Source organism: Burkholderia sp. 9779_493 (assembly GCF_015712215.1).
In the GTDB taxonomy this organism is placed as follows: Bacteria; Pseudomonadota; Gammaproteobacteria; order Burkholderiales; family Burkholderiaceae; genus Burkholderia; species Burkholderia cenocepacia.
In genome coordinates, this window is the sequence record NZ_JACCQA010000021.1 from 102,449 (window position 1) to 121,565 (window position 19,117).

At 69.8% G+C, this 19,117-nt stretch carries 21 protein-coding genes; 9 read left to right on the forward strand and 12 right to left on the reverse strand.

The features are described 5' to 3' along the window. The first annotated feature begins 163 nt into the window (after nucleotides 1-163). Entirely contained in the window at nucleotides 164-583 is a 420-nt protein-coding gene (locus H0X95_RS22185; RefSeq protein WP_006490694.1) for an MbcA/ParS/Xre antitoxin family protein, read from the forward strand. Continuing rightward, complete coding sequence (locus H0X95_RS22190) at nucleotides 580-1,281, forward strand: RES family NAD+ phosphorylase (protein WP_006490695.1); 702 nt, start codon at nucleotides 580-582, stop codon at nucleotides 1,279-1,281. Before H0X95_RS22185 ends, H0X95_RS22190 begins: the two co-directional genes overlap by 4 nt. A gap of 34 nt (nucleotides 1,282-1,315) precedes the next feature. Here the strand turns inward: H0X95_RS22190 and H0X95_RS22195 are convergent, their stop codons facing one another. Further along, a complete protein-coding gene (locus H0X95_RS22195; RefSeq protein WP_006493108.1) occupies nucleotides 1,316-2,047 on the reverse strand; it encodes a metallophosphoesterase in 732 nt (243 codons plus the stop codon). Nucleotides 2,048-2,180: 133 nt separating this feature from the next. Here H0X95_RS22195 and H0X95_RS22200 point away from each other — a divergent pair, with 133 nt between their 5' ends. Further along, nucleotides 2,181-2,834 carry a DUF1345 domain-containing protein gene (locus H0X95_RS22200; RefSeq protein WP_006486145.1) on the forward strand — a complete coding sequence of 218 codons (654 nt, stop codon included), beginning with the start codon at nucleotides 2,181-2,183 and terminating at the stop codon, nucleotides 2,832-2,834. 6 nt (nucleotides 2,835-2,840) lie between these two features. Here the strand turns inward: H0X95_RS22200 and H0X95_RS22205 are convergent, their stop codons facing one another. Together H0X95_RS22205 and H0X95_RS22210 are read right to left on the reverse strand one after the other, a co-directional pair. Continuing rightward, nucleotides 2,841-3,509, reverse strand: a complete 669-nt coding sequence (locus H0X95_RS22205) for a glutathione S-transferase (protein WP_012493186.1) — start codon at nucleotides 3,507-3,509, stop codon at nucleotides 2,841-2,843. Between the two features lie 97 nt (nucleotides 3,510-3,606). Beyond that, entirely contained in the window at nucleotides 3,607-4,314 is a 708-nt protein-coding gene (locus H0X95_RS22210; RefSeq protein WP_006497276.1) for a class I SAM-dependent methyltransferase, read from the reverse strand. A 318-nt stretch (nucleotides 4,315-4,632) separates the two neighbouring features. Between H0X95_RS22210 and H0X95_RS22215 the strand changes: the two genes are divergently transcribed. Then, entirely contained in the window at nucleotides 4,633-6,285 is a 1,653-nt protein-coding gene (locus H0X95_RS22215) for a DUF3459 domain-containing protein (RefSeq protein ID WP_059722730.1), read from the forward strand. A gap of 57 nt (nucleotides 6,286-6,342) precedes the next feature. Here the strand turns inward: H0X95_RS22215 and H0X95_RS22220 are convergent, their stop codons facing one another. The 5 genes from H0X95_RS22220 to H0X95_RS22240 form a co-directional block, all read right to left on the reverse strand. Beyond that, entirely contained in the window at nucleotides 6,343-6,927 is a 585-nt protein-coding gene (locus tag H0X95_RS22220) for a thiamine phosphate synthase (RefSeq protein WP_059722731.1), read from the reverse strand. A 22-nt stretch (nucleotides 6,928-6,949) separates the two neighbouring features. Further along, a complete protein-coding gene (locus tag H0X95_RS22225; protein ID WP_006486244.1) occupies nucleotides 6,950-8,293 on the reverse strand; it encodes a hemolysin family protein in 1,344 nt (447 codons plus the stop codon). A 76-nt stretch (nucleotides 8,294-8,369) separates the two neighbouring features. Further along, nucleotides 8,370-9,149 carry a sensor histidine kinase gene (locus H0X95_RS22230; protein ID WP_059722569.1) on the reverse strand — a complete coding sequence of 260 codons (780 nt, stop codon included), beginning with the start codon at nucleotides 9,147-9,149 and terminating at the stop codon, nucleotides 8,370-8,372. A gap of 67 nt (nucleotides 9,150-9,216) precedes the next feature. Further along, a complete protein-coding gene (locus H0X95_RS22235) occupies nucleotides 9,217-10,140 on the reverse strand; it encodes a DMT family transporter (RefSeq protein ID WP_059722571.1) in 924 nt (307 codons plus the stop codon). Between the two features lie 37 nt (nucleotides 10,141-10,177). Continuing rightward, nucleotides 10,178-11,035 (reverse strand): LysR family transcriptional regulator, encoded by an 858-nt coding sequence (locus H0X95_RS22240; RefSeq protein ID WP_059722573.1) that lies wholly within the window; start codon nucleotides 11,033-11,035, stop codon nucleotides 10,178-10,180. A 113-nt stretch (nucleotides 11,036-11,148) separates the two neighbouring features. Between H0X95_RS22240 and H0X95_RS22245 the strand changes: the two genes are divergently transcribed. The 3 genes from H0X95_RS22245 (at nucleotide 11,149) to H0X95_RS22255 (ending at nucleotide 14,187) form a co-directional block, all read left to right on the forward strand. Further along, complete coding sequence (locus H0X95_RS22245) at nucleotides 11,149-11,532, forward strand: tautomerase family protein (protein ID WP_006486465.1); 384 nt, start codon at nucleotides 11,149-11,151, stop codon at nucleotides 11,530-11,532. 139 nt (nucleotides 11,533-11,671) lie between these two features. Further along, complete coding sequence (locus tag H0X95_RS22250) at nucleotides 11,672-13,297, forward strand: CHAD domain-containing protein (RefSeq protein ID WP_059722575.1); 1,626 nt, start codon at nucleotides 11,672-11,674, stop codon at nucleotides 13,295-13,297. Between the two features lie 53 nt (nucleotides 13,298-13,350). Next, nucleotides 13,351-14,187, forward strand: coding sequence for a TOBE domain-containing protein (locus H0X95_RS22255; protein WP_059722733.1), 837 nt, complete (start codon nucleotides 13,351-13,353; stop codon nucleotides 14,185-14,187). 174 nt (nucleotides 14,188-14,361) lie between these two features. On the opposite strand, the gene H0X95_RS22260 is transcribed toward H0X95_RS22255, so the two are convergent. From H0X95_RS22260 to H0X95_RS22275, 4 genes are all read right to left on the reverse strand, one after another. After that, nucleotides 14,362-15,063 carry a sulfate/molybdate ABC transporter ATP-binding protein gene (locus tag H0X95_RS22260; RefSeq protein WP_058902872.1) on the reverse strand — a complete coding sequence of 234 codons (702 nt, stop codon included), beginning with the start codon at nucleotides 15,061-15,063 and terminating at the stop codon, nucleotides 14,362-14,364. 37 nt (nucleotides 15,064-15,100) lie between these two features. After that, on the reverse strand, nucleotides 15,101-15,778 hold the full coding sequence (gene modB / locus H0X95_RS22265) for a molybdate ABC transporter permease subunit (RefSeq protein ID WP_006486472.1): 678 nt from the start codon (nucleotides 15,776-15,778) through the stop codon (nucleotides 15,101-15,103). Nucleotides 15,779-15,788: 10 nt separating this feature from the next. Continuing rightward, nucleotides 15,789-16,583 carry a molybdate ABC transporter substrate-binding protein gene (gene modA, locus H0X95_RS22270; protein WP_006486460.1) on the reverse strand — a complete coding sequence of 265 codons (795 nt, stop codon included), beginning with the start codon at nucleotides 16,581-16,583 and terminating at the stop codon, nucleotides 15,789-15,791. 137 nt (nucleotides 16,584-16,720) lie between these two features. Then, nucleotides 16,721-17,419, reverse strand: a complete 699-nt coding sequence (locus H0X95_RS22275) for a phosphatase PAP2 family protein (protein ID WP_006496013.1) — start codon at nucleotides 17,417-17,419, stop codon at nucleotides 16,721-16,723. Nucleotides 17,420-17,677: 258 nt separating this feature from the next. Here H0X95_RS22275 and H0X95_RS22280 point away from each other — a divergent pair, with 258 nt between their 5' ends. Both H0X95_RS22280 and H0X95_RS22285 read left to right on the forward strand, forming a co-directional pair. Then, the gene (locus tag H0X95_RS22280) at nucleotides 17,678-18,787 is read left to right on the forward strand and encodes an extracellular catalytic domain type 1 short-chain-length polyhydroxyalkanoate depolymerase (protein ID WP_006496012.1); all 1,110 of its coding nucleotides are present in this window, start codon (nucleotides 17,678-17,680) and stop codon (nucleotides 18,785-18,787) included. An 80-nt stretch (nucleotides 18,788-18,867) separates the two neighbouring features. Beyond that, nucleotides 18,868-19,044 (forward strand): DUF3563 family protein, encoded by a 177-nt coding sequence (locus H0X95_RS22285; RefSeq protein ID WP_006486452.1) that lies wholly within the window; start codon nucleotides 18,868-18,870, stop codon nucleotides 19,042-19,044. The last annotated feature ends 73 nt before the right edge of the window (nucleotides 19,045-19,117 follow it).

Here is a 19,117-nt window from a genome sequence, read left to right on the forward strand (position 1 = left end):
GCGGGGTCCGCACGGCCATTAACGCAGAAAATAAAATCAGAGTCCAGAATGGACAAAAAATATCGATTTGTCGGATGGACGTGCGCGATCGCTGGGTGCGACCCTTGCAAAAATACGAGAATGGACTAATCTTGTTAGTAGATTCGTTTCGAGACTAACCGTCATGTCACAGCCCGCCTACGATTCGCATTCCGCCTTGCCGCACGCTTCGGTCGCGCAGATGTCGGCGGCCGGCCTGCGCGCGTTTTTCAACATCGCGCGCGACTGGGAACTGACGATCGACGAGCAGATCGTGCTGCTCGGGTCGCCCGGCCGCTCGACGTTCTTCAAGTGGAAGGCCGCGCCGGAATCGGCGCGCCTGCCGCGCGATACGCTCGAGCGCCTGTCGCTGCTGCTCGGCATCTACAAGGGGTTGCAGATCCTGTTGCCGCAGCCCGCCGCGGCCGATGCGTGGGTCAAGCGGCCCAACGATGCGGCGCCGTTCGGCGGCAAGCGCGCACTCGACCGGATGCTGGCCGGCAACGTCGGCGATCTGGTGGCCGTTCGCCAATATCTCGATGCGATGCGGGGTGGCTGGGCGTGACGACACCGACCGACGTCACCCGGTGGCCCACGACCACCGTCGACTGGGCACCGGCCTATCGCGTGATTCCCACCCGTTTTCCTGCCATCAACCTGTTCGACCGCGTCGCGTCCGCGGAGGATTTCGACGCGCTCTATGCACTCGAATCGCTGACCAACGACCGCATCCGCAACGAAGTCGGCACGCTCGAGCTCGTGCCGCCCGCCGAGCGCCGCTACGGGCAGGGCTGGGGGCCGATCATGGCCGCGTTCACGCACCTGAATCCGCTGGGCAGCCGGTTTTCGGACGGCAGCTACGGCGTGTTCTACTGCACCCGCTCGCGCGACACGGCGATTGCCGAAACGCGCTATCATAGCGGGTTGTTCCTCGCCGCGACGAAGGAGCCGCCGATGCGCCAGCAGATGCGGCTCTATACCGTGTTCGCGCACGGCGACGTCGCCGACGTGCGCACGTGGCCGCAGCGCGATCCCGCGCTGCTGGACCCGGTCGACTACCGCGCGGGGCAGGCCTTCGGTCGCGCGGTGCGCAACGCGGGTGGCGCGGGAATCGTCTATCCGTCGGTGCGCGATCCGCGCGGCGAGTGTCTCGCCGCGTTCCGCACGACGCTGCTGCGCGACTGCCAGCATGCGGCCTATCTCGAATACAACTGGAACGGCTCGGCCGTCGATGCGGTGTTCGAACTGAATCAGGTCGGCTAGGGTTCGCGTGGGGACGCAGGCGCCGGCCGGCGCGTCAGGGGAGCGGCCAGTCGCCCGCGTGGCGTTCGCGCGCTTCGGTCTGCGTCATCGACCATGTGCGGCCGGTGCGCGGCTCGGCGAGCGTGAGCCGCCCGGCCGGCGCGAACGCACCCGTGTCGATGAACCATTGCGCGCCGATCCGTTGCGGCTCACGCACCGGTGTGTGCCCGGTGCACGTCAGCGACAGCCCGGCCTGCCGCGCCGGATCGGCGAGCCCCTGGACCAGATCGCGGCCCCAGATCAGCCGCTCGCGCACGTCGTGCGGATAGCTGCCGGTATCGAGCTCCGCGTCCGAGCCGAAGAATTCCGCGTGCAGCACGTTGAAGCGCGTCGGGCCGTCGCCGATCACCCGCACGAGCGGCAGCGCGTCGACGCGCGCCGCATGCGCGCGCAGCCGTTCCGGCGGCAGGTCGGCGCCCCAGTCGCCGCCGATCCTGCGCCACGCGTCGGGCGGCAGCTTGCCGCGCGCGACGAGGCTCAGCACTTCCTCGTGATTGCCGCGCACGACGTGACACCACGGCCGGTCGAGCAGGTCGAGCGCGGTGTCGGAGGCCGGGCCGCGGTCGACGAGATCGCCGACCGAGAACAGCCGGTCGCGCGCCGGATCGAAGCGGACGTCGTGCAGCAGCGCGCGCAGCACGTCCACGCAGCCGTGCAGGTCGCCGACGACGAAGTCGCGGCCGGCCGGGTTCGCGGGATGGCGGCAGAGCAGGGCGGGGGCAGTCATCCCCTTATCTTAGGCGCTCGCGCCCATCGCCACGTCACGACGGAATGGCGATAATCGGGGCGCGTTACCCGCCGGCGCGGCGGCTTTCCCGCGCACCGGCCGAATCCTTTCCATCCGCTTTCGGAATCACACGATGACGCTTTATCCGCAGGTATTACGCAACCGGCCGCGCATGGTCGCGGCGTTCGTCGCCGGCGTGCTGTGCGCGGTCCTGCTGCCGTTTCCGCTGCGCCCGACCGCGCGCGCACTGATTGGCTGGGACTGCGCGGTCTGGCTGTATCTCGTGCTGATGTGGGTGCGCATGGTCACCGCGCATCATCACAAGGTGCGCGAAGTCGCGATCCGCGAGGACGAAAACGCGACGACCGTGCTGACGGTCGTGTGCCTCGCGACCGTCGCGAGCGTGGCGGCGATCGCGATCGAGCTCGCGACCGCGAAGAGCGTCGGCTTCAGTGCGGGGCTCAGCCACTACGCGATCACGGGTGCGACGCTGTTCGGCGCGTGGTTCCTGATCCCGACCATCTTCACGCTGCACTACGCGCGGCTCTATTACGGCTCGCCGAGCAGCGATCGCGCGCTCCGCTTTCCGGACCAACACCCGGAGCCCGATTACTGGGATTTCCTGTATTTCGCGTTCACGCTCGCGGTCGCGTCGCAGACGGCCGACGTGTCGCTCGCGAACCGCTCCGCGCGGCGCTCGGTGCTCGCGCAGTCGATCCTGTCGTTCTACTTCAACATGGCCGTGCTCGGCTTGTCGATCAACGTCGCGGCGGGGCTGCTGAGCTGACGCCGGTTACTTGAGCAGGTCGTACCGGCCGCCGCGCTCCAGCGCCCGCTGGTACGCCGGCCGCGCATGGATCGTGTCGAGAAAGCGCGCGATCGCCGGATACCGGCTGCCGCCGCCGCGCGCGGTCGCGGCTTCGAGCGGAAAGCTCATCTGGATGTCGGCCGCGCTGAAGCCGTCGCCGACGAACCAGCCGCTGCGTGCGAGCGCGCCGTCGACATGGCCGAGATGCAGATCGATCTGCGGATCGACGAAACCCGATTGCAGCGTCGCGGCGATCTTGCGTGCGATCGGCCGCGCGAAGAACGGCATCGGCGCATGCGCGATCCGCAGCGCGACGAGCTTGAGCAGCAGCGGCGGCATCGCCGACCCTTCCGCGTAGTGCAGCCAGTACGTGTAGTCGTGCCGCTCGGGCGAGCCGGGCGGCGGCGCGAGGCGCCCGTTGCCGTAGCGTTCGACCAGGTATTCGATGATCGCGCCCGATTCGGCGAACGTGCGGCCGTCGTCGGTCACGACGGGCGACTTGCCGAGCGGATGGATCGCGCGCAATTCGGCCGGCGCGAGCATCGTTTTCGGATCGCGTGCGTAGCGCACGATCTCGTATGGCACATCCAGTTCTTCGAGCAGCCAGAGCACGCGCTGCGAACGCGAGTTGTTCAGGTGATGGACGGTGAGCATGTCGAGGCCGGAAGGGGGCGGGAACGACATCATACCGAGTGCCTGCGGCGCGTTCGCGAATCGCGTGGGGCGGGCCATCGCGGGCCGCATCGAACCGTCAGGCGCGTCGCACCGCGATCCACGCGCCCCAGAACAGGCTCGCGAAAAAGCGCAGCGGCGCGTCGAAGCCCGCGTCGCGCAGCAGCGCGAACACGGCTTCCTCGGACGCGGGCGGATCGGCGCCCTGCAGGATTTTCGCGAGTTGCGCGCGCACCGCGTCGGGCGTGGCGCCCTTCATGCGCCAGCGCTGCTGCCACGCATCGAGCAGGCGCGGATGGTCCGCGTAGCGGCGATGGTTGCCGGCGAGCACGAGCGGCGCGCCGGGCTTCAGGCGTCGCGCGATTGCGTGCAGCAGCGCGACTTTCGCGTCGTCGCCCGGCACGTGATGCAGCACGCCGATCAGTGTCGCGCCGTCGAACGCGGGCGCGTCGGGCAATGCGTCGACGCCGTCCTCGACGAACGCGGTACGCGCGCCGAAACCCGCTGCTTCGACGTTCGAGCGCGCGAGCGCGAGCATCGGCGCGGACGGGTCGACGGCCGTGAACCGCCAGCCCGGTTCGAGCGCGGCCGTGACGCAGATTTCCTGCCCCGTACCGCCCGCGCCCGCGACGAGAATCCGGGCATCGGCCGCCCCGATCGCCGACGCGAGCATGCACGCGGCGAGTTCGTGGCAGGCATCGTAGCCGGCCAGCGCGATGCGCGATTGCTCGGCGTATTCGTGGGCGCGTGACGGATCGAATTTCGCGGCGCTGGCGGGAAGCGACATGGCGGAGTCCTCGGGTCGGTGCGCGGACGACGTGTCCGCGAGCATCACGCAGAGCGTAGGGGCGCGCGGCCGGCGCAACAAGGCGAGCGATCATTCCGGTATGCCGACTACCCGACTCGCCGGCGCGTGACGGTCGCCCGTTTCCACGGGTGGTTGGCCGGGGTCGATTCGCATTTAAAAATGTCTGACCACGGTGCATCGCGGTGGCGAATCCGGCGCATACTCGTTTCTCTCCCCAGCCTGGCCGTCGCATGCCGGGCCCCGATGCGCTGCGCCAGTGGCGCGGCCATGCCGCTCGGTACGCACGAGGAGCGCATGATGTCCGATTGTCCGCACGATCCGTACGCGCAGCACTACATCCATTGCTTGCCGTTTGGCGCGCAGCCCTGCGGCGCGCTCAGCCCGACGCCGCGCACGCATTTCCGCGTGTGGGCGCCGGGCAGCACCCACGTCCAGCTCGAACTCGATATCGGCTACGGCCCGACGCTCGTGCCGATGACGAGCGCCGGCCCGAACTGGTTCGAAGTCTTCGTCGACTGCGGCGCGGGTGCGCGTTACCGCTATCGGCTCGACGATACCGTGTCGATTCCCGATCCCGCGTCGCGCTCGCAACCCGAAGGGCTCGATGGCCCCAGCGAGGTCGTCGATCCGCGCGCGTTCACGTGGCGCAATACGTTCTGGCACGGGCGCGCGTGGGAAGACATCGCGCTCTACGCGATTCGCCCGCACGCGGTGGGCGGCTTCGACGCCGTGCGCCGTCGCCTGCCGCAGCTCGCGCGCCTCGGCGTCACCGCGCTGGAGCTGCTCGCGTCGCCGCACGACAGCCTGCCGTTCGCGCCGCTCGCGGCCGAAGGCGGCCCCGACGCGCTGAAGGCGCTGATCGATGCCGCGCATGGCTACGGTCTCGCGGTGCTGCTGGAGCTCGACTACGCGCGCTTCGGCAGCGGCACCGATGCGCTGCGCCACTACGCAGGGCCGTTCTTCCATACGCGCGACGATCCGCTGCAGGCCGCGCCGCTCGCGCTCGATCATCCGGAAGTGTGCGATTTCTTCTGCGACAACGCGCTGTACTGGATCGACGAATACCGTTGCGACGGGCTGCGCCTGCGCGAAGCCGACCGGATCGGCGTGTCGTGGCTGCGCGAGATCGCGGACCGCGTGCGCGCGGCCGTGCCGGCCGACCGGCTGATCCATCTCGTGCTCGGCAGCGAGCGGCACCCCGCGCATCTGGCCGATACCCATTTCGACGCGCAGTGGAACGGCTGCGGCGAACGCGCGCTGCACCGGCTCACGGGGCGCGACACGTCGGCCCACGAGGGCATTTCCACGCACCAGTCGATTCACACGCTCGCCCGCGCGCTGACCGCGGCGGGCGCGGCGTACCAGCCGGCCGCGTCGGCGGACGGCATGGCCGCCGATGGCGGACTGGCGCTGACGTCGCTCGTGCTGTCCGATGGCGCATGGCGCGACAGCGGCCACGGCGATCACGGACAGGCGGCCGGACTGGCCGCGCTCGCGCTGTCGTTGCTCACGCCGCAGATCCCGCTGGTCTTCGACGAAACCGCGCGCGACGTCGATCGTGCGCATTTCGTGCAGTCGGCGCTCGCGGTGCGCGCGAAGCTGATCGCGCCAAGGCTGTCCGATTGCCGGCCGCAGGACGCACGCGCGCTGAAGGCGGACGGCGACGGCGATGCCGACGCGCTGTGCGCATCGTGGCGGCTCGCCGACGACGAAACCTTGACGATCGCGTTGAACCTGTCGCCGGACGCGGTGCCGTTCGACGCACCGGGCGGGCGGGTGGTGTTCGAGACGCCGGCGCGCGCGCGCGACCGGGTCGATGAAGGCGAGTTGCCGCCGTATTCGCTCGTCGCGTGGCTGACGGGCGACGTCAATCGCTACGCGTTGACGCACGACGTGCGTCGCATCGACGACGGTTCGTGGCGCGGGATGCGTGCGAACCTGAATGCATGAGCCGATGAAGTTGTGACGCGGCGGGACCGCGCGCAGTCGCGCCCGGAAGGCCCCGAATTACCAGAACCCGCGAATCCCCGCGATGCCGTACGCGCCATGACGGCGCGCGTCGTCGAGATGCGCGCGCGTCATGCCGCCGAGCGCGAACACGGGCATCGCGGCCTGGGCGGCCAGCATGTCGAATCGCGTCCAGCCGAGCGTCGGCGCGCCGGGGTGGCTGAGCGTCGGCAGCACCGGCGACAGCGTGACGAAATCCGCGCCGGCCTGTGCGGCCAGCAGCAGGTCGTCTTGCGAGTGGCACGCGGCGGACACCCACCGGTCGGCCGGCAGCGGCCGCTGCGTGACGCCGCGCAAGGCGGCGCCGTCCAGATGCCAGCCGGCGCCGTCGAGCCGCATCACGCCGGCTGCGTCGATCGGGCCGTTCAGCATCAGGTGCGCACCGGCGGCGTCGCAGCGCGCGAGCGCCGCGGCGGCCAGCGCCGCGAACGCGGCCGCGTCGAGCGATTTCACGCGCAGTTGCACGAGCGTTTCGCCGCGCGCGAGCACGGCCGACAGCCGGTCGAGGAACGCGGCCCGATCGGCCGCCGACGCGGACGCCGGTTCCGGCGTGATCACGCAGCAGCGCGGCAGCGGCGCGTTCATCGTGCGCCGCAACGTGCGGCCGTCATTCGTCGGCCTCTTTCGCGATCTTCGGATAGACGCGCACGAGCACGATGCGCGGCCCGTTCATCTTCTTCACGACGACGTCGAAGCGGTCGAACGACACGCGCTGCCCTTCGGTCGGCAGGTCGCTCAACGCCTGGATCACGAGGCCGCCGACCGATTCCGCGCGGCCTTCGTCGATGTCGATGCCGAGCGCCTGCTCGAGCGACACGACGGGCAGGCTGCCCTTGCCCATCAGCGTGCCGTCGTCGAGGCGGCTCCAGTCCGCATCGCCCTGGCGGAACTCGTCGTGGATCTGGCCGACCAGCGCGCCGAGCAGGTTGTCGAGCGTCAGGAAGCCAATCGGCTTCTCGCCCTTGTTGCCGACCAGCGCGAAGTGCGGGGCGCCCTTGCGGAAGCGGCGGAACAGCTCCAGCGCCGGCGTGTCGGGCTTCACGTACTGAACCGGGCGCACGTAGTCGGACAGATCGTCGAGCGCGGCGCCCGCGTGACGCGCGAGCAGCAGGTCCTTCAGGTGGATCAGCCCGCTCACCTGTTCGCGCGACGCATCCTCGAACAGCGGATAGCGGCTGAAACGGTGCCGCGCGACGATCTCCATGTTGTCGGGCAGCGGCAGGTCGCGCCGCAGGCCGATCATTTCATGGGCCGGCCGCATCAGGTCCGACACGGTCATCGACGAAAAATCGAGCGAATGCGCGAGCGTGTTCCATTCGTCGTTGCTGTACGTGCCGCGCGCCGGCTGGGCCGCATTGCCGGCCGCGCTGCGGCGGCTGCGCAGGATCAGCTTCAGCTCGTCGGTCGAATAGTGCGCGTCGCCGCCGTGGTCGGCCGACAGCCCCGCGAGCCGCAGCACCGCGTTGGCGCTGGTATTGAGCACCCAGATCGCCGGATACATCGCCCAGTAGAACGCGTAGAGCGGCAGCGCGACCCACAGGCCGACCTTCTCCGACTGGCGGATCGCCATCGATTTCGGCGCCAGTTCGCCGACGACGATATGCAGGAACGAGATCAGCGAGAACGCGAACACCAGCGAGATCAGATGCACGACGCGTTCGGACTGCACGCCGATCAGGTCGAGCAGCGGGCCGATCAGTTGCGCGAACGCCGGTTCGCCGACCCAGCCGAGGCCGAGCGACGCGAGCGTGATGCCGAGCTGGCATGCGGAGAGATACGCATCGAGCCGGCCGTGGACGACGGCGAGGATGCGCCCGCGCAGGCCGTGCTTGCGGGCGAGGGTCTTGACGCGCGTCGCGCGGAGTTTGACGAGGCCGAATTCGGCCGCAACGAAGAACCCGTTCAGGGCCACCAGGAACAACGCGCCGATGAGCGCGAAGATCTGTAACAAAGAATCGCTCCGGTTATGACAGGCCCATCAGTATAGAGCCAGAAAGGAATTCGTAATGTATCGGGCGACCGCTTGCTTACACCGGCGCCTCGCAGGGAATCGAGAAGGTGATCGTGGCGGTCGCGCCGTCGGCGAACACGTCGTGCGTGAACGTGCCGCCGTGCGCCAGGGCGACGCGCTGGCACAGCGCGAGTGTCCACGCGCTGCGTTTCGCGTCGCGCTCGCGCAGCATTTCGCGCCGCGCGAACGATTCGAACGCGTGCGGTTGTTCCGGGTCGACGAGTACGTCGGCGTTCACCGTGCAGGTGGCGCGCGCGGTGAACTGCGCGCCGTCGCGCGTGCACGCGAACGCGACGCGGCTGCCCGCGGCGCTGGCCTCGACGGCCGTCGTCAGCAGGGTCCACAGCGCCTGCGCGACGCGTTCGCGGTCGACCGTGAGCGACGGCTCGCCGTCCGGCAGCGTCGTGTCGAGCGCGACCTGGCGTGCGTCGGCGAGCGCGACACGCACGAGCGCGATCGTGTCGTCGAGCAGCGCACGCAGCGCGAACGGCCGCGGCGCGAGCGCGAGCGTGCGCGTTTCCGCGCGCGGCGCGTCGAGCACGCCGTCGATCAGCGCGACCTGCTGGTCGATGCCCGTGCGGATGCCCGCGAGCGCGCGCTGCAGGTTCGGATCGGCATTGGCGAGCTGGCGCTCGAGCACGTAGGCCCAGCTGTGCATCGCATTCAGCGGGCTGCGCAGGTCGTGCGACGCGGTGGAGAGCGCCTGGTCGCGCAGGAACAGCGCCGCCTGGGCGGCGTAGTGCGCTGCGCGTTCGCGCAGCAGGTCGGCGGCGGGATCGACGGAAGTGGACGTCACGGAGCAGGCCTGTCGGAAGCGGTTGGCGTGAAAGTCACGCGAATCGCCATTATAGGGACGGTGGGCGTCACGCCGGCAGCGCGTCCTCGTCCTTTTTCCGTGCGTCGCCGTTCGGCAGCAACTGGCACGCGAGCAGGCCGGCGAGCATCAGTGCGCAGCCGACCAGCGCGCGCAGCGTCAGCGTTTCGCCGAGCGCGGCCCACCCGGCGATCGCCGCAAACACGCCTTCCATGCTGAAGATCACGGCCGCGTGCGCGGGCGCCGCGTCGCGTTGCGCGACGACCTGCAGCGTATAGCCGACCCCGACCGACAGCAGCCCGCCGTACAGCAGCGTCGGCAGCGCGCCGCGCAGCATCGCGACGCTGACCGGTTCGACGGCCAGCCCGACCGCGAGACACGCGACGCCGCACACGACGAACTGCAGGAACGCGAGCACGAGCGGATCGTGACGTTTCGCGAGATGGCCGACCGCCATCACGTGCGCGGCGATGATGACGGCGCCCGCGAGCTGGAACCAGTCGCCGTAGAGCACCGAGAAGTGCTCGTCGATGCTGAGGAAATACAGGCCGATCGCGGCCAGCAACGCGCCGAACCACGTGCCCGCGCCGATCCGGTGACGCACGAACACGCCCATCAGCGGCACGATCACGACGTACAGCGAGCTGATGAAGCCGGCGTTGGCGATCCGCGTGTATTGCAGGCCGAACTGCTGCAGCGAGATCGACACCGAGAGCAGCCCGCCGAGCGCGACACCCGGCAGCAGCAAAGCCGGTTCGCGCCGGATCGCCGCGAGCTGCGCGCGCGACGCGGTATTGACCGTCAGCAGCGGCACCAGCACGAGCGCGCCGAGCAGGAACCGCAGCCCCGTGAACAGGAACGGCCCGATCACGTCGAGGCTCAGGCGTTGCGCGACGAAAGCGGAACCCCAGATCGCGGCGGCGCCGAGCATCAGCAGGTTGGCGCGGAGGTGCTTGCGGGCTTCGGGCTTCATCGGAATTCGTCTGGAGATTGCGGCGGAGCCCGCTAGTTTACGCCGAGATTGCAAGACTGTCGGCGAACCTGCGCAACGCGGCCGCGGCGCGGGCGTCGCGTACGCGCGAATACAGCACGACCTGCGATTGCGGCAGCGGCGGCAGCCCGAATTTCGCGCCGACGTCGACGAGCGTGCGCGGCGCGACGCGGCGCGCGAGCGGGCACACGGCCAGCCCTGCCGCGGCGGCGGCCGTGACCGCCGCGACCCCGCCGCCCGTGAAGCGCTCGCGCCACGGCAGCCCCGCGCGGTCGAGCGCGCGCAGCGCGGCGGCCCGCACGCCGCACGGGCCGGCCAGCACCGCGAGCGGCAGCGGCTCGCCGGCGCGCGGCGCCCAGTCGGGCGCGGCGAGCCAGGTCAGCGGCTCGGTGAACAGCAGCGTGCCGTCGTCGCGCGGCGGATCTTCGCCGGGCTCGTGGCGGACGATCACCGCGTCGAACCGCCGTTCGTCGTATTGCGGCAGCAGGCTCGTCGACGCCCCGAGATGCATTTCCAGCGACAGGCCCGGATCCTGCCGGTGCAGGCTCGTGAGCACGGCCGGCAGGTCGGGCACCGCGACGTGCTCGCTGACGCCGAGCGACAGGCGCACCGTGCCGGTCGAGATCGCGCCGAGCGCATGTTCGTGCGCGTCGAGCAGCGCGCGGGCGGCCGGCAGGAAATTCTCACCGTCGGCGGCCAGCTTGACGACGCGCGGCGTGCGCGCCAGCAGCGGCTTGCCGAGATGCGCCTCCAGCCGCTTCAGCTTCAGGCTGACGGCCGATTGGGTGGTGCCGAGCGCATCGGCGGCGCGCGTGAAGCTGGCGAGGTCGGCGACCAGCACGAACGCACGGACGGCATCGAGATTGAGTACTTTCATTTCAGATGAAAATGAATGAAATATTCATCAATGACTGTTCATTATAAGTTGGCGCGCCTAACCTGACGCTGTGTTTTCGTTCTTCAACGTCACTCACCGACAGGAGCAGCACCATGCCATTCACCCGTATCGCCGTACGCGAAGGCAAACCGGCCGCCTACCGCAGGGCCCTCGTCGACGGCGTGCACCGCGCGCTGATGCACACGTTCAACGTGCCGGAGGACGACATCTTCATGGTCGTAACCGAGCATGCGGCCGAGAACTTCGTGTTCGGCCGTCACTACTACGATATCGAGCGCAGCGACGATCTCGTGATGATCCAGATCACCGCGAACAACACGCGCACGCTCGAGCAGAAGCGGGCGCTGTACCGGACGATCGCCGAGAACCTCGCGCAGCAGCCCGGCGTGCGGCAGGAAGACGTATTCATCAGTCTGGTCGAAGTGCTGAAGGAGGACTGGTCGTTCGGCAACGGCATCGCGCAATACGCGGTCTGACGTGCCGGCTTGACCTGCCACAGGGCGGCGGGGCCGGATCGACGCCTGCGCGTTTGGGCGGCGTGTACTATGGAAGCTGCTTCACGAGCGACGCCGGCGCGGTCGATGCGCCGGCGGTCCTTCATGTGCAGGAGCCTCCATGTCGCGTGTGCTGGAAATCGTGTTGTCGCTGTCGCTGGAAGGGTGGCCGGTCAAGGGCGCGAGCCGCGCCCGGGGCGCGCAGCGCGAGTTCGGCGCCGAACTCGTGCGCGCGTGGCGGATCTGCCCGCAGGTCCGGATGCGGCGCGGCCACGAGCGCGTGACGATCGAGCCGTGCCAGATCGAGGAGGCCGAGCGGAGCCCCGGCGCGAACTGGTGGACCTGGGTCGAATCGAACGCGCACGGCACGCGGGTCGTCGCCTCGCGCACGCAGACGTTCGCTCCCGGCGTCACGCAGCGTGAACTGTTCGACGCGGAGCACGCGGGGATCGTCGTCGCGACGCCGCTGCCGATACCCGCGACACGTACCGCAGCCGAGGCCGAGGCCGATGCGGCGGCTGCCGAAACCGGCGGCGTTGCACCGGACACCGACGAAGCGCGCGCCCAGGCGGCGGCGCTGCGCATCGTCAGCGAGCGGCGGCGCGGGCGCTGGGCCGACGACAGCGGCGTCGTGGTCGAGATGACGCTCGACGACATCACGCTGCATGGCGGAGGCGAGCCGCCGCGCCGCTACGTCGAGCTGCGCCTGGCCGCGCCCGACTGGGAAACCGTCGCCGCGCGCACGGCCGCGCTGCATGCGCTGTTTGCCGCGGCGCGCGAACTGAGCGGCGCGTGGCCCGCCTTCGTGCAACTGACGAGCGTGATCGACCGCACCTGTGCGGGCGGACCGGTGGCCGCCGTGCTGGTCAAGGCGCAGTCCGTCGACCTGACCGGCATCCGCACGCAGCGCGCCGCGTTGTTCGCGCTGTCCGGCGACATCACCGCGCAATGGCTCGGCAACGAATGCGGCGTGCTCGAGCGCGACGATCCCGAATTCGTGCACCAGATGCGCGTCGCGCTGCGCCGCCTGCGCACGCTGATGCGTTTCTTCCCGCGCTTTACCGACGATCAATGGAAGGACACGCTCGGCGTCGACCTGCGCTGGCTCGCCGCGCTGCTCGGCACGGTGCGCGATTGGGACGTGTTCGCGACCGAGAGCCTGCCCGCGCTGATCGCGGCCGACGGCGGCGGCAGCGACTGGGACGGCACGCTCGACGCCGCCCGCGCGCAGTCGATGGCCGCGCGCGTCGAGCTGCGCCAGGCGCTGCATTCGGCCCGCTATGCGCGGCTGACGCTCGGCTGGCTCGAATGGCTGAGCGCGCTCGCGCTGCCGGCGGCCGACGACGACGACGCACCGTCGCTGCGGCGTCACGCGACCAAGCGCGTGCGGCGGCTGTTCGGTGATCTCTATGGATCGCCGTCGCTCACGTCGCTCGATACGGCGGCACGCCATCAGGTGCGGATCGACGCGAAGCGGCTGCGCTACGCGCTCGAATTCTTCGCGTCGCTCGCGTCGCGCCGCACGCGCAACGAGACGGTCAAGACGCTCACGCGCGTGCAGAGCGTGCTCGGCGAAGCGAACGACGCGATGGTTGCGCTGCACCATCTCGAGCAACTCGCGGCGCCGCCGTATCAGCTCGGTTTCGTGCGCGGCTACGGCGCCGCGCTCGAACAGCGCGCGGCGCGCGACGCTGAGACGCTGCTGGCCAGCCTGCGGCCGCCGAAGCTCGACGGCAAGCCGGGCTGAGCGCTGCGCGCCGACCCTATAATGGCCGCCCGTTTCCCGCACGCATGCCGATGATGACCGACGCTCCGCATTCCTCCTCGTCCGCCGAACCGCTCGAACTGGGCGGCGAGCTGTGGCTGCGCGCCGGCGACCAGACGCTCGGCGGCGCGACGCGCATCGCGTTGCTCGCGGCGATCGGCGACACCGGTTCGATCACGCGCGCGGCGAAGGCCGTCGGCCTCAGCTACAAGGCCGCGTGGGATGCGGTCGACACGATGAACAATCTCGCCGGCGAACCGCTCGTCGCGCGTTCGACGGGCGGCAAGGGCGGTGGCGGCACGACGCTGACGCCGCGCGCGACGTCGCTGATCGCCGCATTCCGCACGATCGAGCGCGAGCATCGCCGCTTCATCGAGGCCGCGAGCGCGGCCGTGGCCGGCTTCGACGTCGACTGGGCGCTGATCGGCCGGATCGGGATGAAGACCAGCGCGCGCAACCAGTTGTTCGGCAAGGTCGCGTCGATCGTGCGCGGCACCGTCAACGACGAGGTGACGCTTGCGTTGCCCGGCGGACAGTCGGTCGTCGCCGTGCTGACGCACGAAAGCGCCGACGCGCTGGGGCTGCGGGAAGGGGCGGACGCGTGCGCGCTGGTGAAGGCGTCGTGGGTCGTGCTCGCGGTCGACGATGGCGGGTCCGATCTGAAAGTGTCCGCGCGCAACCGGCTGCACGGCAGCGTCGACGTCGTCGCGGCGGGCGCGGTGAACAGCGAGGTGACGCTCGCGCTCGACGGCGGCGGGACGCTGACGGCCGTCGTGACCAACGACAGCGTCGATGCGTTGCAGCTCGACGCCGGCCGGCGGGCGATCGCGCTGTTCAAGGCATCGAGCGTGATCCTGGCGGTGACGGGCTGACCCGGCCGCCCGCGCGGCTCCCGTGGCCGGCGTGCGGTGACGGCGCGAAGCCGGTGCCGCGTTCGTCCGCATCGCACCGGCTTCGTGTCCGCTTTCAGCATGTGCCGCGCTGCGGCTTCTCTCAGGCTCCAACGTGGCGACCGGCGCCACGCTCACGACCACGGCGTCGCGCGTTCAGGTGACGCGCGTCGGCCACTCGGCGTGCGGCGGGCTCGCCTGCACGCGTCCTTCGCTCAACTGCACGACCTGGTCGCCGAACGCGGCGACGTCGTCGGGGTCGTGGGAGATCAGCACCATCGGGATGTCGAGCCGCGCCTGCAGTTCGGCGAGCTCGTGGCGCATGCGCTGGCGCATCGCGCCGTCGAGCGCCGCGAACGGTTCGTCGAGCAGCAGAATGCGCGGCTGCGCGACCAGCGCACGCGCGAGCGCCACGCGCTGCTTCTGCCCGCCCGACAACTGCGACGGATATTGCCCCGCGAGCGCTTCGAGGTCGAACGCGCGCAGCCAGTACGCGACCTCCGGCGGCACCGCCTTCGCGCGCGGGTTGCGCAGCCCGGACGTGAGCCCGAACGCGATGTTCTGCCGCACGTTCAGATGCGGGAACAGCGCGTAGTCCTGGAACAGGTACGCGACCCGGCGTTCGCGGGTCGGCACGTCGATGCGGCGCGCGGCGTCGAACAACGGCTCGCCGTTCAGCGTGATCGTGCCCGCGTCGGGCGTCAGCAGCCCGGCGATCGCCTGCAGCGTCATGCTCTTGCCCGCGCCCGACGGTCCGAACAGCACGACGCGCTGCGTCGTCGCGGTGAACGACATGTCGAGCGTGAAGCGCCGCTCGGCGTTCGCGTAGGTCTTGCGGATGTCGACGACGAGGCTCATGCGGGCCTCCGCCGGCGATACGGATGGAACAGGTGCTTCATGTCAGCTGGCTCCGCCGGGCGCGCGACGGCACGAGCCAGCCGGTCGCGAGCAGCACGAGCACGCAGGTGATCGACGTCACCAGCACGAGGAAATTGGCCGTGTTGTCGTCGCCGGCCTGCACGGCCGCGTAGATCGCGACCGACAGCGTCTGCGTGCGGCCGGGCAGGTTGCCCGCGATCATCAGCGTCGCGCCGAATTCGCCGAGCGCGCGCGCGAACGCGAGCAGCGCGCCCGCGAGAATCCCGCGCGTGGCGAGCGGCAGCGTCACGCGGAAGAACACCGCGACTTCGCCGAGCCCGAGCGTGCGCGCGGCGCGCTCGAGATGCGGGTCGACGCCTTCGAACGCCGCGCGCGCCGATTTCAGGATCAGCGGAAACGCGACGACCATCGACGCGATCACCGCACCTTGCCACGTGAACACCAGCTCGATGCCGAGCGTGTCGAGCCACGCGCCGAACACGCCGCGCCGGCCGAGCAGCACGAGCAGGTAATAGCCCAGCACCGTCGGCGGCAGCACGAGCGGCAGCGTCAGCACGGAGTCGACGACGTCGCGCAACGGCGAGCGCCAGCGCGCGAGCACGAACGCGGCCGCGACGCCGAGCACGATGTCGAGCGCGGTCGCCCAGCCGGCGACCTTCAGCGACAGCAGCAGCGGGACCCAGGCGTCTTGCATCGCGAGTCGCTCACTTGGCGGGCTTGAAGCCGAACGTCGACAGCACGGCCTGGCCCTGGGACGACGCGACGAAATCGATGAACGACTGCGCCTGCGCGGCGTGGCGGCTGTCCTTGACCACGGCGATCGGGTAGGTGATGGCCGTCCGGGTCGGCACCGTCAGCGCGACCTTCACGCGGCCCGGCATGATCGCGGCGTCGGTGCCGAACACGAAGCCCGCGTCGACCTCGCCGCGGGCGACGTAGTCGAGGCTCTGGCGCACGTTGGCGGCCAGCACGCCCTTCGCGCTGACCGCATCCCACACGCCGGCCGCGCGCAGCGCGCCCTCGGTGTAGCGGCCGACCGGCACCGAGGCCGGGTCGCCGTACGCGATGCGTTTCACGCCGGGCGCGGTCAGGTCGTTCAGCGACGTCGGCGCGGCCGCGTGGCTGTCCGCCGGCACGATCAGCACCAGCGAGTTCGCCGCGAAATCGCGGCGCGTGCCGGGCACGATCACCTTTTCGTTCACCGCGCGATCCATCGCCTTCTGGTCAGCCGACGCGAACACGTCGGCCGGCGCGCCCTTGGCGATCTGCTGCATCAGCACGTCCGATGCGCCGAAGTTGAACAGCACCTTGGTGTCCGGATGCTGCTTCTCGTACGCGTCGCCGACGGCCTTGAATGCGTTCGTCAGGCTGGCGGCGGCCGACACGACCAGTTCGTCGGCGGCGGAAGCGGGCGCGCTGAACGCGAACCCGGCGGCAAGCGTGGCGATCGGCAGCAGGCGAAGCAGGGTGCGGCGAAGCGGACGGACGGTTGAGCGCATGGTGGATTCGTTTCGAATGGGTGGAAACCGTAATCGTAATATAGGGCGGGTTATAACGCTCGACATACTGTTCATGCGACGGTGCGCATGAAATGGTCAGACGTGAAAAGGGGCGGGCGTGACGGCCGGGCTGCCGGTCACGTGTGAAGCGTGCGCGGCGCCGATTCGGTGCGCTGCAGCGACGATGGCTGCGACGCGGGATGGTAGTTCGGGTTGGCCTTCCAGCGCGCGCGGACGAACGGGCGCTCGTGGCCCGACAGTTGCAGCGCGACCTTCGTGACCCAGCGATGCGACGGCACCGTGATGCCGTGCAGCGCCACGGTGACGAGCGCGAGGCTCGCGACGACCGCGGGCACCGACCAGCGGTGCGGCACCGCCCGCCACGAGCCGGCGATGAACGCGAGCGCGGCGATCGCGCCGACGATGCAGCCGGTGATCGATTCGGACGGCGAATGCGCGTCGAGCGCGACGCGCGACACGCCCACCGCGATGCCGGCCGCCAGGCCGAGCGCGATGCCGGCGATCCGCACCGGCGTGCGCGTGCGGATCAGCGCGAGGAAAATCGCGACCGGATACACCGACGTCGACAGCATCGCATGGCCGCTGAACCCGGTGAAATCCCACGCACGAATGCCGATGCCCCAGCCGAGGAACGCGATCTTGGTGAGCGCCACCACGCCGATCGCGGCCGCGAGCACGCCGAGCCATGCGGCCGCGCGCTGCCACGAGTAGCCGAGCGCGAGCCAGACGGCAATCGTGATCGCGAGCGGCAAGGTCAGGCCGGCGCCGCCGAACGCGGTGATCATGATCCACAGGTGAGAGGACAGGTCGAACATCGGAAGGGGACGAACGAAGGCGGGGAGGATGCTTAAATCAACGCGCGAGCCGGGAAGAACGACTACAACGGATACAAGCGGCGAAACCCCAGTATAGCGCCGCGTCCGCATGAGGCCCGTTTTTTGCGCCGCCGGGAACTATCGGCGCGCAGGAAAAATCCCAGAAACAATGTTATGGTGCATTGCACAAAGTCGAACGATGCACCCGTTGTGGTGCCTTCATGGCGCCCCTATTTTTCCTGACTGCGAGCCCGATCGATGACCAAAAGTCTGACCAAGGTATGGCTGGGCGGCATGAAACGCATGCTGTCTCCGGCCGCCAAGCGCGCGGCGCGCGATGCGCAGCGCATCACACGCGACGCACTCGAGGCCGCCACCTCTTCCGCCGTATCCGATCCGTCCCCGCCACGCGAATCGCGCGTGCGGCCGCGCGCGGCCGCGTGGGCCGCGGGCGAATGGACGCGCGGCGAGCATCCGATGGCGCCCGCGCTCGGCCGCCTCGTCCAGAATCTCGCGTACGGGCTCTACGTGCCGCCCGGCCGCCGGCGCGGCGCGATGCCGCTCGTCGTGATGCTGCACGGCTGCCAGCAGTCGGTCGACGAATTCGCGCAGGGCACGCGGATGAACCTGCTGGCCGACAAGCACGGCTTCGCGGTGCTGTATCCGGAACAGTCGCTGCGCGCGCACGCGCACGGCTGCTGGCACTGGTATGAGGACACCGACCGCGCGGGGCGCGGCGAGGCGAATGCGGTGGTGTCGCTGGTCGACGCGCTGGTCGACGAACACGGCTTCGACGCGTCGCGCGTCTACGTGGCGGGGTTGTCGGCCGGCGCCGGTCTGGCGTCGCTTCTTGCACTGCACCATCCGGACCGTTTCGCGGCGGTCGCATTGCACTCGGGGCCGGCGCTGGGCGAGGCGAATTCCGGCATCACCGCGATGGACGTGATGCGGCGCGGCCTGCGGCAGAACCCGGCCGCGGCGGTCGATGCGCTGGTCGAGGGCGGCGCGTATCCGGGCATGCCCGCGCTGATCGTCCAGGGCGACGGCGATCATGTCGTCGCGCCAAAGAATGCCGATCAACTGACCGTACAGTTCATGCGTCTGAACGGGCTCGCCGACAGCCGCGGCGCGCTGCGCGGCGGCGAACGGGTCGAGACGCGCGAAACGGGCGCCCAGATCACCGATGTGTGCCGCGACGGCGAGCCGGTGGTGCGGCTGTGCCATGTGAAAGGGCTCGATCACGCGTGGGCCGGCGGCGACGAAGCCGTGCCGTTTCATGCGGCAGTCGGCCCCGACGCAAGCGCGATGATCTGGGCCTTTTTCGAAGCCAATCAGCGCACTGTGGCGACCGAACGACGCATCGTTTGATCGACGCTGGTCAAAGGCTAGGGTTTTCCCTATAATTCGGGAAAACCCTAGTCCAGAACCTTTGAATAGCGAGATCGAACATGTACCTGCTGAGCCACCTCTTCCTGATGCTGACCAAGAACGCTGAAAAGGCCGCGAAAGAGCGCACCGACGCGTACCTGGCCGAAGCCACCGACATCTACGATCTCGAATTCCGCATGCGCAAGATCGATCGCGACGCGGCGCTGAACCGCCCGTATTCGATCGGCGCGCGCTAAGCGGCGCACGCGGGCCTGCCGGCCCGCCATTTCGACGAATCGCGCAAAAGGGCGCGTGCGGCATGTGCCGCAC

Bases quoted from the DNA above. Each gene is read 5' to 3' on its own strand.
- H0X95_RS22185 (WP_006490694.1), top strand. From the start codon at position 164: ATGTCACAGCCCGCCTACGATTCGCATTCCGCCTTGCCGCACGCTTCG.
- H0X95_RS22195 (WP_006493108.1), bottom strand. From the start codon at position 2,047: ATGACTGCCCCCGCCCTGCTCTGCCGCCATCCCGCGAACCCGGCCGGC.
- H0X95_RS22200 (WP_006486145.1), top strand. From the start codon at position 2,181: ATGACGCTTTATCCGCAGGTATTACGCAACCGGCCGCGCATGGTCGCG.
- H0X95_RS22205 (WP_012493186.1), bottom strand. From the start codon at position 3,509: ATGCTCACCGTCCATCACCTGAACAACTCGCGTTCGCAGCGCGTGCTC.
- H0X95_RS22210 (WP_006497276.1), bottom strand. From the start codon at position 4,314: ATGTCGCTTCCCGCCAGCGCCGCGAAATTCGATCCGTCACGCGCCCAC.
- H0X95_RS22215 (WP_059722730.1), top strand. From the start codon at position 4,633: ATGTCCGATTGTCCGCACGATCCGTACGCGCAGCACTACATCCATTGC.
- H0X95_RS22220 (WP_059722731.1), bottom strand. From the start codon at position 6,927: ATGAACGCGCCGCTGCCGCGCTGCTGCGTGATCACGCCGGAACCGGCG.
- H0X95_RS22235 (WP_059722571.1), bottom strand. From the start codon at position 10,140: ATGAAGCCCGAAGCCCGCAAGCACCTCCGCGCCAACCTGCTGATGCTC.
- H0X95_RS22240 (WP_059722573.1), bottom strand. From the start codon at position 11,035: ATGAAAGTACTCAATCTCGATGCCGTCCGTGCGTTCGTGCTGGTCGCC.
- H0X95_RS22245 (WP_006486465.1), top strand. From the start codon at position 11,149: ATGCCATTCACCCGTATCGCCGTACGCGAAGGCAAACCGGCCGCCTAC.
- H0X95_RS22250 (WP_059722575.1), top strand. From the start codon at position 11,672: ATGTCGCGTGTGCTGGAAATCGTGTTGTCGCTGTCGCTGGAAGGGTGG.
- H0X95_RS22255 (WP_059722733.1), top strand. From the start codon at position 13,351: ATGACCGACGCTCCGCATTCCTCCTCGTCCGCCGAACCGCTCGAACTG.
- H0X95_RS22260 (WP_058902872.1), bottom strand. From the start codon at position 15,063: ATGAGCCTCGTCGTCGACATCCGCAAGACCTACGCGAACGCCGAGCGG.
- modB (WP_006486472.1), bottom strand. From the start codon at position 15,778: ATGCAAGACGCCTGGGTCCCGCTGCTGCTGTCGCTGAAGGTCGCCGGC.
- modA (WP_006486460.1), bottom strand. From the start codon at position 16,583: ATGCGCTCAACCGTCCGTCCGCTTCGCCGCACCCTGCTTCGCCTGCTG.
- H0X95_RS22275 (WP_006496013.1), bottom strand. From the start codon at position 17,419: ATGTTCGACCTGTCCTCTCACCTGTGGATCATGATCACCGCGTTCGGC.
- H0X95_RS22280 (WP_006496012.1), top strand. From the start codon at position 17,678: ATGACCAAAAGTCTGACCAAGGTATGGCTGGGCGGCATGAAACGCATG.
- H0X95_RS22285 (WP_006486452.1), top strand. From the start codon at position 18,868: ATGTACCTGCTGAGCCACCTCTTCCTGATGCTGACCAAGAACGCTGAA.